15 protein-coding genes are annotated in these 13,603 nt (G+C 72.8%); 9 read left to right on the top strand and 6 right to left on the bottom strand.

Going from position 1 to position 13,603, the window contains the following annotated elements; all coding sequences use genetic code 11:
• Window positions 1-272 precede the first annotated feature (272 nt).
• The 5 genes from ureG (at window position 273) to V7793_RS22150 (ending at window position 4,722) form a co-directional block, all read left to right on the top strand.
• Window positions 273-980 (top strand): urease accessory protein UreG, encoded by a 708-nt coding sequence (gene ureG / locus V7793_RS22170; RefSeq protein ID WP_336009153.1) that lies wholly within the window; start codon window positions 273-275, stop codon window positions 978-980.
• The gene (locus tag V7793_RS22165) at window positions 977-1,771 is read left to right on the top strand and encodes an urease accessory protein UreD (protein ID WP_336009155.1); all 795 of its coding nucleotides are present in this window, start codon (window positions 977-979) and stop codon (window positions 1,769-1,771) included. Before ureG ends, V7793_RS22165 begins: the two co-directional genes overlap by 4 nt.
• Window positions 1,772-1,962: 191 nt before the next feature.
• Window positions 1,963-3,570: an alpha/beta hydrolase gene (locus V7793_RS22160; RefSeq protein WP_336009151.1), complete on the top strand. Its 1,608-nt coding sequence runs from the start codon at window positions 1,963-1,965 to the stop codon at window positions 3,568-3,570.
• A gap of 199 nt (window positions 3,571-3,769) precedes the next feature.
• The gene (locus V7793_RS22155) at window positions 3,770-3,949 is read left to right on the top strand and encodes a hypothetical protein (RefSeq protein WP_168092989.1); all 180 of its coding nucleotides are present in this window, start codon (window positions 3,770-3,772) and stop codon (window positions 3,947-3,949) included.
• 353 nt (window positions 3,950-4,302) lie between these two features.
• Window positions 4,303-4,722, top strand: coding sequence for an SSI family serine proteinase inhibitor (locus V7793_RS22150; RefSeq protein ID WP_336009147.1), 420 nt, complete (start codon window positions 4,303-4,305; stop codon window positions 4,720-4,722).
• Window positions 4,723-4,750: 28 nt separating this feature from the next.
• Here the strand turns inward: V7793_RS22150 and V7793_RS22145 are convergent, their stop codons facing one another.
• The 5 genes from V7793_RS22145 to V7793_RS22125 all read right to left on the bottom strand — a co-directional run bounded on the left by V7793_RS22145 (window position 4,751) and on the right by V7793_RS22125 (window position 9,254).
• Complete coding sequence (locus V7793_RS22145) at window positions 4,751-4,909, bottom strand: hypothetical protein (protein ID WP_336009145.1); 159 nt, start codon at window positions 4,907-4,909, stop codon at window positions 4,751-4,753.
• Window positions 4,910-5,046: 137 nt separating this feature from the next.
• On the bottom strand, window positions 5,047-6,000 hold the full coding sequence (locus V7793_RS22140; protein ID WP_336009144.1) for a cytochrome c oxidase assembly protein: 954 nt from the start codon (window positions 5,998-6,000) through the stop codon (window positions 5,047-5,049).
• A gap of 112 nt (window positions 6,001-6,112) precedes the next feature.
• A complete protein-coding gene (locus V7793_RS22135) occupies window positions 6,113-7,138 on the bottom strand; it encodes a 6-phosphofructokinase (RefSeq protein WP_336009142.1) in 1,026 nt (341 codons plus the stop codon).
• Window positions 7,139-7,258: 120 nt separating this feature from the next.
• Window positions 7,259-7,987: a type 1 glutamine amidotransferase gene (locus V7793_RS22130; protein WP_058041480.1), complete on the bottom strand. Its 729-nt coding sequence runs from the start codon at window positions 7,985-7,987 to the stop codon at window positions 7,259-7,261.
• 28 nt (window positions 7,988-8,015) lie between these two features.
• On the bottom strand, window positions 8,016-9,254 hold the full coding sequence (locus V7793_RS22125; RefSeq protein WP_058041481.1) for a MurT ligase domain-containing protein: 1,239 nt from the start codon (window positions 9,252-9,254) through the stop codon (window positions 8,016-8,018).
• Window positions 9,255-9,420: 166 nt separating this feature from the next.
• Here V7793_RS22125 and def point away from each other — a divergent pair, with 166 nt between their 5' ends.
• Window positions 9,421-9,996, top strand: coding sequence for a peptide deformylase (gene def, locus V7793_RS22120; protein ID WP_336009139.1), 576 nt, complete (start codon window positions 9,421-9,423; stop codon window positions 9,994-9,996).
• A gap of 29 nt (window positions 9,997-10,025) precedes the next feature.
• On the opposite strand, the gene V7793_RS22115 is transcribed toward def, so the two are convergent.
• Entirely contained in the window at window positions 10,026-10,679 is a 654-nt protein-coding gene (locus V7793_RS22115) for a TetR family transcriptional regulator (RefSeq protein ID WP_179079763.1), read from the bottom strand.
• Between the two features lie 158 nt (window positions 10,680-10,837).
• Here V7793_RS22115 and V7793_RS22110 point away from each other — a divergent pair, with 158 nt between their 5' ends.
• The 3 genes from V7793_RS22110 to V7793_RS22100 all read left to right on the top strand — a co-directional run.
• The gene (locus tag V7793_RS22110; RefSeq protein WP_336009135.1) at window positions 10,838-12,064 is read left to right on the top strand and encodes an acyl-CoA dehydrogenase family protein; all 1,227 of its coding nucleotides are present in this window, start codon (window positions 10,838-10,840) and stop codon (window positions 12,062-12,064) included.
• A gap of 48 nt (window positions 12,065-12,112) precedes the next feature.
• Window positions 12,113-12,511 carry a VOC family protein gene (locus tag V7793_RS22105; protein WP_336009133.1) on the top strand — a complete coding sequence of 133 codons (399 nt, stop codon included), beginning with the start codon at window positions 12,113-12,115 and terminating at the stop codon, window positions 12,509-12,511.
• Between the two features lie 219 nt (window positions 12,512-12,730).
• The coding region (locus tag V7793_RS22100; protein ID WP_336009131.1) for an RNA polymerase sigma factor at window positions 12,731-13,603 on the top strand (873 nt) is incomplete at its 3' end.

Here is a 13,603-nt window from a genome sequence, read left to right as displayed (position 1 = left end):
CGGCTCTTCGCCAGCTGATGGCCGCCCACCGGAGCCCGGCCGGCGGTGCGGCGGGTCCGGCACCGCCGGGCCACGACGTCGTGGTGTCTCGCCGCCGCGGCGGAAGAAGAAGGCCGCGCGATCCGTCCCGCGGCCCGCCGGGCCCTCGCCACGGTGCTGCCGCGCCGGCGCGAGGGACGTCCTCTCCCACCGCGACGGCGGCACGCCGCAGCGTCCGGCGGCATCCGCGGCCACCGGAGTCCTATACGAACACCGAACCCCCCGGAGGGACCATGCACCTCGACCACCCCGAGACCTACCCCCACCGCCACACCTACGGCGCCGCCTCGCCCATCCGCCCCGACGGGACGCGCCGCGCCCTGCGGATCGGCCTCGGCGGCCCCGTCGGCTCCGGCAAGACCGCGACCGTCGCGGCGCTCTGCCGCGCCCTGCGCGAGGAACTGTCCATCGCGGTCGTCACCAACGACATCTACACCCGTGAGGACGCCGAGTTCCTGCTGCGCAACGCCGTCCTGCCGGCGGAGCGGATCACCGCCGTGGAGACCGGGGCCTGCCCGCACACCGCCATCCGCGACGACATCTCCGCCAACCTGGAGGCCGTGGAGGACCTCGAGGCTGCGTTTTCTTCCTCGGGGCTCGGGCCGCTCGACCTCGTCCTGGTCGAGTCCGGGGGCGACAACCTCACCGCCACGTTCTCCAAGGGCCTGGTGGACGCGCAGATCTTCGTCATCGACGTCGCGGGCGGCGACGACATCCCGCGCAAGGGCGGCCCCGGCATCACCACCGCCGATCTGCTCGTCGTCAACAAGACCGACCTCGCCCCGTACGTCGGCGTCGACCTGGAGGGGATGGCCCGCGACGCCAAGGCGCAGCGGGGCGAACTCCCGGCCGTCTTCACATCCCTCGTCACGGAGGGCGGCGTGGAGCCGGTCACGACGTGGGTGCGCGCACAGCTCGCCGCCTGGACCGCGTCCTCGTGACCGCTCTCGCCGCCGCCCCCGCGCCGCCGCACGGGGCCGGACTGCTGGCGTCCGCCCGCATCGTGGCCGTCGCGGACGGCAGGGGCGGCACCGCCCTGCCCGTCCTCGACGGCGGCGGCCCGTTCGCCCTGCGGCGGCTTCGCTCGCCGGGGGCCGAGGCGCGGGTGTGCCTGGTCGGCGCGATGAGCGCGCCACTGGGCGGCGACGCCCTCACGCTGACCGCCGAGGTGGAGGACGGCGCCGTGGTGCACTTCTCCACCACGGCCGCCACGATCGCCCTGCCCGGCCGCACGGGCGCGCCGGCTACCTACGTCGTATACATTCGCGTCGGCGAGGGCGCCGAGCTGCGCTGGCTCCCCGAGCCGCTGATCTCCGCGCGCGGCGGCGAGCTGCGGATGACCACGCGCGTCGAACTCGCCCCGACGGCCCGGCTGGTGCTCCGCGAGGAGCAGATCCTGGGGCGCGCAGGGGAGCCCCCGGGCCGGCTGACGGCCCGCCTCACCGTCCGGCAGGGCGGACGCCCGCTCTACGACCAGGAGTTGTCGTACGGCCCGGGCGCGCCCGGCTGGGACGGTGGGGCGGTCCTCGGCGGTCACCGGGCGGTCGGCCAACTCCTCGTCGTGGACCCGGCCTTCGCGGCGGCCCCCGTCGCTCCGCGGGTGCTGGGCCCGACGGCCGTCGTCGCCCCGCTGGCCGGCCCGGCCGCGGTGGTGAGCGCCGTGGCGCCCGACGGCCTGCAGCTGCGCACGGTGCTCGAAACCGGACTCTTGGGGATGGAAATCGGCAGATAGCGCGATACGGGCGATGTGGTGCGCCGGGGGCGAATGCCGCCACATGTGGCACTGCGTGTTTCGTCATTCTTACGGATTAGTAAAGAACACTCGTACGACCTGTCCATTGTGGGATAGGAGACGAAAGGATCCCCCTGCAGCATTGCGATCTCCGCCGCTCCAAGCGGCGTACCCAGCAGGGGGATTCCTACGTGAGACACACGTCAATACTCGGCGCGGCCGGCACCCTGGTGACCGGCGCGCTGGTGGCCGGGTTCCTGACCGCCCCGGCCGCCGGCGCGAGCGAGCGCGTGCCGGGCGGGGCCGCAGAGGCCCGCGGTGTGAAGATTGCCGCCGATCGCGCGGCCGAGGCGGGCATCAAGTGGCAGGACTGTCCTGCCTCCTGGGGCCTCGAGAAGCCCATCCAGTGCGGTTACGTCACCGTTCCCGTCGACTACGCCAAGCCGAACGGCCCCACCATCAAGATCGCAGTGGACCGGGCCCGTTCGACCGGCACCGCCGACGAGCGCCAGGGCGCGCTCCTCTACAACCCCGGCGGCCCCGGTGGCTCCGGCATGAGGTTCCCGCGCCGCGTCACCACCAAGGCCCCGCTCTGGGCGAAGACGGCCAAGGCGTACGACTTCGTGGGCTTCGACCCGCGCGGCGTCGGCCACTCCGCCCCGATCTCCTGCGTCGACCCGCAGAAGTTCGTGGCGGCGCCCAAGGCCGACCCGGTGCCCGACAGCGAGGCCGACAAGCTCGCCCAGCGCAAGCTCGCCCGCCAGTACGCCGACGGCTGCGCCGAGCGCAGCGGCAAGCTGCTGCCGTACCTCACCACGGCGAACACCGCGCGCGACGTCGACGTCGTCCGCGCCGCCCTCGGCGAGAAGAAGCTCAACTACCTGGGCGTCTCCTACGGCACCTACCTCGGCGCCGTCTACGGCACCCTGTTCCCGACCCACGTCCGCCGCCTCGTCGTCGACAGCGTCGTCAACCCGGCCCAGGACAACATCTGGTACCAGGCCAACCTGGAGCAGGACGTCGCCTTCGAGGCCCGCTTCAAGGACTGGGAGGACTGGGTCGCCAAGTACGACTCCACCTTCCACCTCGGCGCCACCCGGACCCAGGTCCAGAAGAACTGGGAGAAGCTCCGGGCCACCGCCAAGAAGAAGCCCATCGGCGGGGTCGTCGGCCCGGCCGAGCTGATCAGCTACTTCCAGGGCGCGGCGTACTACGACTCCTCGTGGGTCCCGGTCGCCGAGACCTGGAGCAAGTACGTCGCCGGCGACGAGAAGGCGCTGGTCGAGGCCGCCGGCCCCGACCTGTCCAACACGGCGGGCAACATCGCCGCCGAGAACAGCAACGCCGTCTACACGGCGGTCGAGTGCGCCGACGCCAAGTGGCCCACCAGCTGGAAGAAGTGGGATCGCGACAACACCCGCATCCACCGCGAGGCCCCCTTCATGACCTGGGCCAACGCCTGGATGAACCTCCCGTGCGCCACGTGGAAGGGCCCGCAGGGCACGCCCATCGAGGTCACCACGCACAAGGGCCTGCCGCAGACCCTCATCATCCAGGCCGAGCGCGACGCGGCCACCCCGTACGCGGGCGCCGTGGAGCTGCACAAGCGCTTCAAGGGCTCCCGCCTGATCACGGAGAAGGGCGCCGGCTCGCACGGCGTCACGGGTGAGGCCAACCCCTGCGTCAACGCGAAGCTCGACGCCTACCTCCTCGAGGGCAAGGTCGACGCGAAGGACGTGACGTGCGCTCCGCACGCCGTCCCCGAGCCGCCGAAGCCCGCCGCGGCGAAGAAGGCGTAACGGTTCCACCGCACCACACACGGCGCCCCGGTCCCCCGTGGACCGGGGCGCCGCTGCGTCCGCGGCCGGTCCCCGGCGGTCCCCGGCGAGCACGGAGGGGCATCAAGGACGTATCAGGCTGGATGACCATTTGATGAGCATTCTGCGAACCTCGACGGTTCTCGGTGTTTTGGCCGCCCGCTCCTCGTAGCCTGTGTTCATGGCCGTCACCCCGGACCTCACCCGGTCGCCCGAGGAGATCAACGACGCGATCCGCGCGTTCCTGGCGGAGCGCCGTGGCCGGATGCTCAACGGCGAGGAGCGACGGGCCTACGAGCGGCTGCGGGCGGAGTGGCTCGCGGCGGTGCGGGGCGGCCCGTGCCTGACCGGGCAGCGGTGACGCGCCGGCCCCTCGCCGCCCCGGCAGGTCCGCTGCAGGTCACGGGAGCCGTGTGCGCCCCCTCGCCGTGCTGCACTCCAACGCGCCCCCGTCCGCCGCGCATTACCCCGCACCCTTGGCATCACAGAGCCCTGGCAAGGGCGTTACGGGCGGTACGGTGGCCCTGCCCGCGGCCGACCGCCCCGCGCTGACCCGCCGTCAGCACCCTGCCGCCACGACCCCGCGGCGCCGGAGGACCGGCCGGGTGACCTGCCGCCGCCACCCGGGCGACGGCACGGTGTGGCAGCTTGCCCGGCGCGGTCCGCGCGCGATGGCCTTGGGCCCGGGCACCCCCGCGCCCCAGGAGGCACCGCATGTCCCTACCCCGTACCGCCGTGGCCGCCGCGGCGACCACCGCCGCGCTCCTCGCCCTGGCGTCCCCGCCCGCCGCGGCGGATGAGCTGCAAGGCCCGGCCGGCGGCCCGGACGGCACCGACGGGCGGTTCTTCCTCACCGTCTCCGGCGCGCAGAACACCTGGATCCGCGGGGTGCAGCTGAGCTGCCCGGATGCCGGCGGCCACCACCCCCACGCGTCGGAGGCCTGCACGACGCTGCACCGCGCGAAGGGCGACCCGGGCCGGGTGACCGGGGCCGGGCACCAGTGCACGCGGGAGTACGACCCGGTGACCGCGACCGCCGAGGGCGACTGGAACGGGCGCCCCGTCGTGTGGCACAAGACCTTCCCCAACCCCTGCGCGCTCGACGTCGCGACCGGGCCGGTCTTCCGCTTCTGATCCGCTTCCGGTCCGCCCGGGCCCCGGCTCACGTCCCCCGGGCCGCGAGCGCGCCTATCGTCAGCAGCGTCAGCATCACCCACGCGAACCACAGCCAGCCGTTGCTGCCGATCGTCACCGTGTACGCCGTCACCACGACGAGGCCCCCCACCGTCAGCCCCGCCATCGTCTTCGTCGATCCGGGCATCCCCGCACCTCCTCACGGCGGCCCGGGAGCGCGCCGGTGCGCAACAGGGGCCGCGGCCTGGAGTCCATGGTCTCCCGGCCGCGGCCCCTGCCGCCAGAGCTCGCGCGCACGCCTCCCCGCGTACGCACGCGCCCGTCTCAGGTCTCGCGCGAGCGCAGCGAGGCGAGGTAGGCGTTGTACGCCTCCAGCTCCTTGTCGCCGTTGCGGTCCGCGGCCCGGTCCGAGCGCCGCGCCTGCCGCTGCTCGGAGCGGTACCACTGGTAGGCCAGCGCGAGCAGCACCACGACCGACGGGATCTCGCTGAACGCCCAGGCGATGCCGCCGCCCGCCTGCTGGTCCTCCAGCGCGTCGATGCCCAGCGAGGCCGGCGGGTGCATGTACGTGCCGATCATCGGCTCCGAGGCCATCATCAGCGCGATGCCGAAGAACGCGTGGAAGGGCATGCCCGCGAACAGCTCCAGCATCCGCATCACGTAGCCCGGCCGGTGCGGGCCCGGGTCCACGCCCATGATCGGCCAGAAGAACACCAGGCCCACGGCGAGGAAGTGCACCATCATCGCGATGTGGCCGGTCCTGGACCCCATCAGGAAGTCGAAGAGCGGAGTGAAGTACAGCGCGTACAGGCTCGCGATGAACAGCGGGATCGTGAACACCGGGTGCGTGATGACGCGCATGTAGCGGCTGTGGAGCAGGGTGACGAGCCACTCGCGCGGGCCCTTGCGGCCGCGCCCGGCCGCCGGCAGCGCCCGCAGCGTCAGCGTCACCGGGGCGCCGAGGAGGATCAGGATCGGCGACAGCATGCTGATGACCATGTGCTGCACCATGTGCACGCTGAACATGACCATGCCGTAGTCGTTGAGCTTGGTGCACATCACCAGCCACACGGTCAGCACACCGAGGACGAAGGCGACGGTCCGGCCGACCGGCCAGGCGTCACCGCGCCGCCGCAGCCGGACCACCGCCCAGCCGTAGAGGGCCAGGGCCAGCAGACAGCCGATCATGAAGAATGGATCGCCACTGAACTGCAGACCCCGTTCCAGCGTGAACGGCGGCATGTCCATGTGCATCATGCCGTGCCCGCTGTGATCCATCCGCTCTCTCCCATTTCGCACCGATGCGCCGGGACCAGAGTAGAGGCGCCCCGGGCCGCGCCCGCGGCCGGGGGCGCCCCGCCGGAAGGCGGGAGACAGCGGGGAAAACGACTCAGAGCACGCACTCGACCTCGGTGTAGCGCTCCTGCGGCACGGTCTTGAGCCGCTCGACGGCCTCCGCCAGCGGCACCAGCGTGATGTCCGTGCCGCGCAGGGCCGTCATCATGCCGAACGCCCCGTGGTGCACCGCCTCGACCGCGTGCCAGCCGAACCGGGTCGCGAGGACGCGGTCGTAGGCGGTGGGCGTACCGCCGCGCTGCACGTGGCCGAGTATCACCGGGCGGGCCTCCTTGCCCAGGCGCCGCTCCAGCTCGTCGGAGAGCTGCCGGGCCACGCCGGCGAACCGCTCGTGCCCGTAGACGTCCGTGGCGCCCGTCTCGAAGGCCATGGAGCCCCGGCGCGGCTTGGCGCCCTCGGCGACGACGACGATCGCGAAGCGCTTGCCGGCCTCGAAGCGCCGGCCGACGACCTCGGTCAGCTCGTCGATGTCGAAGGGCCGCTCGGGCACGACGATGGCGTGGGCGCCGGCGGCCATGCCCGAGTGCAGGGCGATCCAGCCGGTGTGCCGGCCCATGACCTCCACGATCAGCACCCGCTGGTGCGACTCGGCGGTGGTCTTCAGCCGGTCCAGCGCCTCGGTCGCCACGCCCACGGCCGTGTCGAAGCCGAACGTGACGTCCGTCGAGGCGATGTCGTTGTCGATGGTCTTGGGCACGCCGACGATCGGCAGGCCCGCGTCCGACAGGAGGCGGGCGGCCTTGAGGGTCCCCTCGCCGCCGATGGGGACGACGGCGTCCAGACCGAGGTCGGCCACGTGGCCCTTGGCCCGCTCGACACCGTCCCGCAGCTGCGCGGGCTGGACCCGCGAGGAGCCGAGGATGGTGCCGCCGGTGGCCAGGATGCCGGCCACGGCGTCCAGGTCGAGCCTGCGGTGGTCGCCTTCGAGGAGGCCCTTCCAGCCGTCGTGGAAGCCGATGACCTCGTCACCGTGGTCGACGACCGCGCGGTGCACGACGGACCTGATGACGGCGTTCAGACCGGGGCAGTCGCCACCGGAGGTGAGTACACCAATGCGCATGACAGGGGGAAACCTTCGCAACAGGGCGGGAGACCGGACCCCGTCGTCCGGTTGCGTCCCCGCCACCTTACTAGCGGTAGGTGGCGGGGGACGCGACCGTCCGTCATGCGGTCGGCAGGGCTACGCCGACTGGGTAGCCGCCGCGATCCGCTCGGCGCGCAGCGCCTCGTACCAGCGGTCGTCCACCGGCGGCAGGGCGTTGACGTCCAGCGCCAGCTTGATCAGCATGTCCGAGATATGCGGGTTACGGGCCATCACCGGGCCGTGCATGTACGTACCGAAGACGGTGTCGTTGTACGCACCCTCGAAGCCGTCGCCCGTGCCGTTGCCGTTGCCGTAGCGCACGCGGGCGAAGGGGCGGGCCGTCGGGCCGAGGTGGGTGATGCCCTGGTGGTTCTCGAAGCCCGTCAGCGGCGGCAGGCCCAGCGGCTCGTCGATGTCCGCGAGGACGTCACCGACGCAGCGCTCGCCCTCGCCGCGGGTGCTGATGACGTCGAGCAGGCCGAGGCCCTGCTCGCGCTGGCCCAGGTCGTTGATGAACTCGTGGCCCAGGATCTGGTAGCCGGCGCAGACCGAGAAGACGATCGCGCCGTTGGCGACGGCCCGGTTCAGGCCGCCGTCGCGGCGCAGCCGCTCGGCCGCGAGCCGCTGCGGGCGGTCCTCACCGCCGCCGATCAGGTAGATGTCCCCGGAGGTCGGGATGGGCTGGTCGGACCGGATGTCGACGCGCTGGACATCCAGCCGGCGCTGGCGCGCCCGCCGCTCCAGGACCAGGACGTTGCCCTGGTCGCCGTAGGTGCTGAGCAGGTCGGGGTAGACCCACACCACACGCAGACTGTTCTGGCTCATGCTCACAATCCTTCAGTGCTTGCGGGGGTCAGTTGCCGACGCGGCGGCGGACGTCCTGGAAGGCGGTGTAGTTGGCGATCAGCTCGATCTTGCCGGGCGGGCACTGCTGCACCGCCTCGTCCACGGTCTCGCAGACCCGGAAGTCCAGGCCCGCGACCTCCAGCCGGACGGCCAGGTCCAGCTTGCGGTCGCCGATGACGAAGATCGGGTGACCGGCGAGGCGCGGGTAGTCCACGTCCCACAGCCACGAGGTGTCGGTGCCGTCCGCGCCGCGGGCGTTGACCGCGAGGATCACCGGCGCCGGCGGCCCGTCGATCAGCGAGAAGGTCTCCAGCCAGCCGGCCGGGTTCTTGGCCAGCAGCAGCCGGATGTCGCGGCCGAGGAACTGCACCACGTCGAACCGGCCCGCGACCGCCTGCACCTGGTACATCCGCTCCAGGGCGACCTGCGGCGGGACGCCGAAGGTGGCCGCGACGGCCGCGGAGGTGGTGGCGTTGGCCTTGTTGGCCCGGCCCGGCAGCTGCAGGTGGATCGGCCAGGCCGAACCGTGCGGGTCGAGGACGTAGTCGCCCGACAGCGCCCAGCTGGGGGTCGGCCGGCGGAAGCCGCACTCGCCGCAGAACCAGTCGTCGCCGGGGCGCTGCATCACGCCGCCGCACGACGGGCAGGACCAGGCGTCGTCCTTCCACTCCTGGCCGGCCGCCACCCACACCACGTTCGGCGACGAGGAGGCCGCCCACACGATCAGCGGGTCGTCGGCGTTGGCGATGATCACCGCCTTGCTGCCGGCCAGGCCCTCACGCCACTTCTCGGCGAGCATGCGCGTCTCCGCGGCCCGGTCGAGCTGGTCGCGCGAGAGGTTCAGCAGCGCTATGGCCTTGGGGGAGACGTCCCGGGCGACACCCGCCAGGTACTTCTCGTCCACCTCGATCACGCCGTAGCGCGCGTCCGAGCCGCCCGCCAGGGCCGAGGTGATGCCCGCGGGCATGTTCGCGCCCAGCGCGTTGGACACGACGGGTCCGCTGGCGCGCAGCGCCTCGGCGATCAGCCGGGTCGTGGTCGTCTTGCCGTTGGTGGCCGACACCAGTACCACGTCCAGGTGGGTCGCCAGCCGGGCCAGCAGGTCGGGGTCGAGCTTGAGCGCGACCTTGCCGCCGATCACCGATCCGCTGCCACGGCCTGCGGCCCGCGACACCGCCGCAGCCGCCTTGCCCGCCGTCACGGCCAGCTTGGCCCGCGGCGACAGTGGCCCCGAGTTGCCTGCCATCGTCCTAGATCCTCCTTGTTGGGCGCCGGGCCTGTTCCCTGGTCCGCCGGTGGTGGAACGCCCCCTCCGCGCCGAATCGCCAGCCAGGAGGCTCCGGTCGGGGATCAGCCTATCGAGATCCGGCCGCAGGCCCGAACCGGCCGCCCACGGAACGTAGGGTTGACCCATGCGAAACGGCTCCATCCCCGGCTCTTCCGGACGCGTACGGCCCATGCGGCTGCTCGGCGACCCGGGGCTCGGCACCCCCTGCGAGGACGTCACGGACTTCGGCGACGGCCTCGCGCAGCTCGTCGAGGACATGTTCGCGACGATGTACGCCGCCGCCGGCGTGGGCCTCGCGGCCAACCAGGTCGGCGTCCCGCTGCGCGTCTTCGTCTACGACTGCCCGGACGACGAGGACCGCCGCCACCTGGGCCACCTGGTCAACCCCCGGCTCGTCGAGGCCGACGGCGTCACCGTCCGCGGACCGGAGGGCTGCCTGTCCGTCCCCGGCATCGAGGCGGGCACGCCGCGCTTCGACCGCGCCGTCGTCGAGGGCTTCACCCTGGACGGCGCCCCGGCGCGCGTGACCGGCACCGGCTTCTTCGCCCGCTGCCTGCAGCACGAGTGCGATCACCTCGACGGCGGCCTCTACCTCGACCACGTGACGGGGCTGCGCCGCCGCCGGGCGCTGCGGGCCGTACGCCGTGCGCCGTGGGCGGGGCGCACGGAGGAGCAGCCGGAGCCGGCCCGTACGGCGTAGGGCGTACGGGCGGCCGGCCGCGGCACGCGTCAGAAGCCGGGGCCGCCCGGCAGGTCGCCCGAGGACGCGAGCCGTCCCCACAGCAGGTCCGCGAGGTGGCGCACGAGGTGCTCCCGCGGGAAGGGGCGCTCGCGCAGCCACCAGTCGCCCGCGGCGTGCATCATCCCGACGATGCCGTGGCCCCAGGCGCGCGACAGCTCGTCGCTGTCGGGGCCGAGGTCGACGCGCTCGGATATGACCTGGGCGAGCTCCTCGCCCATCCGCCGCAGCAGGGGAGCGGAGTGCCGCCCGACGTCGAAGCCCTGCTCGCCCTGGTCGGAGGGGTGGCCCTCGTCGGCCGGGTGCATCAGGAAGCGGTAGACCTGCGGCCGGGCCTCTATGGCCGCGAGATAGCTGTCGAGCGTCCGCTCGACGCGGTCGCGGCGCTCGGCCGGGGCGTCCAGCGCGGCCCGCAGCCCCACGAGCAGCGCGTCGGTGTGCCGGGCGGCCAGGGCGCGGTAGAGCCCGCCCTTGTCGCCGAAGTGCCGGTAGAGGATGGGCTTGGTGATGCCCGCCTCGGCCGCGATGGCGTTCATGGACGCCCCGGGCCCCTCCCGCAGCACCACCCGGTCCGCCGCCTCCAGCAGCTCTTTGCGGCGGCGCTCCGCCGCATGCTGCTGGTCCTCCCGCTGACTGGTTTCCATATGACCTGCCTCCCCGCCCCTGTGATTCCTGACGCCTGCGCAACGTAACACCCGCTCCACCCAGCGAATCCGGGAGGCGGGACGGTTGACACTACTACCGGTCGGTAACATACTCATGTTACCGCGAGTAAGGGTTGCCGGCAGGGGTGGGAGACGCCATGGCCGAATTCACGATGGAGCTCAACGAGGACCAGCGGGGGGTGCGCGACTGGATCCACGGCTTCGCGGCCGAGGTGATGCGCCCCGCCGCCGCCGAGTGGGACGAGCGCGAGGAATTCCCCTGGCCGGTCGTCCAGGAGGCCGCCCGCATCGGGCTGTACTCGCTCGACTTCTACGCCCAGCAGTTCTTCGACCCCACCGGCCTCGGCATCCCCATGGCCATGGAGGAGCTCTTCTGGGGCGACGCAGGCCTCGGCCTCGCCATCACCGGGACCGGGCTCGCCGCCATCGGTGTCCTCACCAACGGCACCGAGGAGCAGATCGGCACCTGGCTCCCGCAGATGTACGGCGACGCCGGCGACGTGAAGATCGCCGCCTTCTGCTCCTCCGAGCCGGACGCAGGCTCGGACGTCTCGGCCATGCGCACCCGCGCCGTCTACGACGAGGCCAAGGACGAATGGGTCCTCAACGGGACGAAGACCTGGGCGACGAACGGCGGCATCGCGAACGTCCACGTCGTCGTCGCGGTCGTCGACCCCGGGCTCGGCGCGCGCGGCCACGCCTCCTTCGTCGTCCCGCCGGGCACCCCGGGGCTCTCCCAGGGGCAGAAGTTCAAGAAGCACGGCATCCGCGCCTCGCACACCGCCGAGGTCGTCCTCGACGGCGTCCGCCTGCCCGGCCACTGCCTCCTCGGCGGCAAGGACAAGCTGGACGAGCGCCTGGCCCGCGCCCGCGAGCGCGTGCGCACCGGCGGCGCCCGTACGCACAACGCCGCCATGGCCACCTTCGAGGCATCCCGCCCCACGGTCGGCGCCCAGGCCGTCGGCATCGCCCGCGCCGCGTACGAAGTGGCGCTCGACTACGCCCAGACGCGCCGGCAGTTCGGCCGCCCCGTCATCGACAACCAGGGCGTCGCCTTCCAGCTCGCCGACATGCGCACCCGCATCGACGCGGCCCGGCTGCTGGTGTGGCGCGCCTCCTGGATGGCCACCGCGGGCAAGCCCTTCACCGCCGCGGAGGGCTCGATGTCCAAACTCTTCGCGGGCGAGACGGCGAAGGCCGTCACGGCCCAGGCCATGCAGATCCTCGGCGGGAACGGCTACACGCGCGAGTACCCGGTGGAACGGATGCACCGGGATGCCGCGATTTACACGATCTTCGAGGGCACCAGCGAGATCCAGCGGCTGGTGATCGCCCGTACGATCTCGGACGTGCCGATCCGCTGAGCCCCGGGCCGGCCGGACCGACCACCCAAACCGCCGGGGGAGTGGGGCGTGCTGCACCATCTCGAACTGTGGGTGCCCGACCTGCAGCGCGCCGAGAAGAGCTTCGGCTGGCTGCTCGGCGCCCTGGGCTATACGCCCCACCAGCACTGGGAGCACGGCCGCAGCTGGCGGCTCGGCGCGTTCTACCTCGTCGTCGAGCAGTCGCCCGCGCTCGCGGCCGGCACCCACGAGCGATGCAGGCCGGGCATGAACCACGTCGCCTTCCCCGTGGAGAGCCGGGCGGCCGTCGACGCGCTCGTGGAGGCGGCCCCGGAGCACGGCTGGCGGCTGATGTTCCCGGACCGGCACCCCTTCGCCGGCGGGACCGCCCACTACGCCGCGTACCTGGAGAACGAGGACGGCTTCGAGGCCGAACTCGTCGCCATGGCGGCGGCGGAGCCGTCCTGACGGCCCTGGCCGGCGCCTCTTGCCGGCGCCGTACGGCCCGCAACGGGGCTGAGGGCCGGGCTCCCGCTCGGGTTTGAGCACCCGTCATACCCACTTCCGCAAAAAAAGATTCCGCCCAGCTTCAGGTTTTTCTGTTATCCGCCGCGCGCCCGCTGGTCTCCCCTGCGTAAGGCCGCTGATGCGGTGGAGCGGAAACGGCGGAAAGAGGGTGGGCGGAACGTGAACTTGGACAGCACGGCCGGCGTGGTCGAGGCGGCGCGCGGCGGGGACGACGCCGCAAAGGACCAGCTCGTCGCCGCCTGCCTGCCGTTGGTCTACAACATCGTCGGCCGCGCGCTGAAGGGGCACGCGGACGTCGACGACGTCGTGCAGGAGACCATGATCCGGATGGTCGGCGGCCTGCACGCGCTGCAGGACCCCGAAGGGTTCCGCTCGTGGCTCGTCGCGATCACCATGAACCAGATACGCAACCACTGGCGCAAGGAGCTCAAGGACCGCAAGGACGCGCCGTCCGGCGGCCTGCAGGAGGTCGGCGAAGCCGCCGCCCCCGAGCCCGACTTCGTCGAGTGTTCGATCATCCGCCTCGGGCTGCAGGGACAGCGAAGACAGGCCGCGCAGGCCACGCGCTGGCTCGACGGCGACGACCAGGTCGTCATGGCCCTGTGGTGGCAGGAGGCCGCGGGCGAGCTGAGCCGCGCCGAGGTCGCCGCGGCCCTGGGCCGCTCGCCGCAGTACACCGCCGTCCGGGTCCAGCGCACCAAGGCGCAGCTGGAGACGGCCCGCGTCGTCGTCCGGGCGCTCGCCACGGACCCGCGCTGCCCGGAGCTCACGGACCTCCTCGGCAACTGGGACGGCGTCCCGAGCCCGCTGTGGCGCAAGCGCATCGCCCGGCACGCGCGCGGCTGCGCGGAGTGCGGCGGGCACTGGTCCGCGCTCGTGCCCGCGGAAGGGCTGCTCGCCGGCCTCGGCCTCGTCCCCGTCGGCGCCGCCCTTCTTGCCCGGGTGACCGGAGCGTTCCCCGCGAGCGTACCCATGACGGCCTGTGCCGCCACTGCCCCCGGCAGCGGCTCGGGCGGGGCTCCGGAGGCAGCC

Source organism: Streptomyces sp. KLMMK, from assembly GCF_036961605.1.
Lineage (GTDB): Bacteria > Actinomycetota > Actinomycetes > Streptomycetales > Streptomycetaceae > Streptomyces > Streptomyces telluris.
The sequence above is the reverse complement of the archived record's forward strand: the minus strand, read 5'-3'. Positions and strand labels throughout refer to the sequence as shown.

Bases quoted from the DNA above. Each gene is read 5' to 3' on its own strand.
- ureG (WP_336009153.1), top strand. From the start codon at position 273: ATGCACCTCGACCACCCCGAGACCTACCCCCACCGCCACACCTACGGC.
- V7793_RS22155 (WP_168092989.1), top strand. From the start codon at position 3,770: ATGGCCGTCACCCCGGACCTCACCCGGTCGCCCGAGGAGATCAACGAC.
- V7793_RS22150 (WP_336009147.1), top strand. From the start codon at position 4,303: ATGTCCCTACCCCGTACCGCCGTGGCCGCCGCGGCGACCACCGCCGCG.
- V7793_RS22145 (WP_336009145.1), bottom strand. From the start codon at position 4,909: ATGCCCGGATCGACGAAGACGATGGCGGGGCTGACGGTGGGGGGCCTC.
- V7793_RS22140 (WP_336009144.1), bottom strand. From the start codon at position 6,000: ATGGATCACAGCGGGCACGGCATGATGCACATGGACATGCCGCCGTTC.
- V7793_RS22135 (WP_336009142.1), bottom strand. From the start codon at position 7,138: ATGCGCATTGGTGTACTCACCTCCGGTGGCGACTGCCCCGGTCTGAAC.
- V7793_RS22130 (WP_058041480.1), bottom strand. From the start codon at position 7,987: ATGAGCCAGAACAGTCTGCGTGTGGTGTGGGTCTACCCCGACCTGCTC.
- V7793_RS22125 (WP_058041481.1), bottom strand. From the start codon at position 9,254: ATGGCAGGCAACTCGGGGCCACTGTCGCCGCGGGCCAAGCTGGCCGTG.
- def (WP_336009139.1), top strand. From the start codon at position 9,421: ATGCGAAACGGCTCCATCCCCGGCTCTTCCGGACGCGTACGGCCCATG.
- V7793_RS22115 (WP_179079763.1), bottom strand. From the start codon at position 10,679: ATGGAAACCAGTCAGCGGGAGGACCAGCAGCATGCGGCGGAGCGCCGC.
- V7793_RS22110 (WP_336009135.1), top strand. From the start codon at position 10,838: ATGGCCGAATTCACGATGGAGCTCAACGAGGACCAGCGGGGGGTGCGC.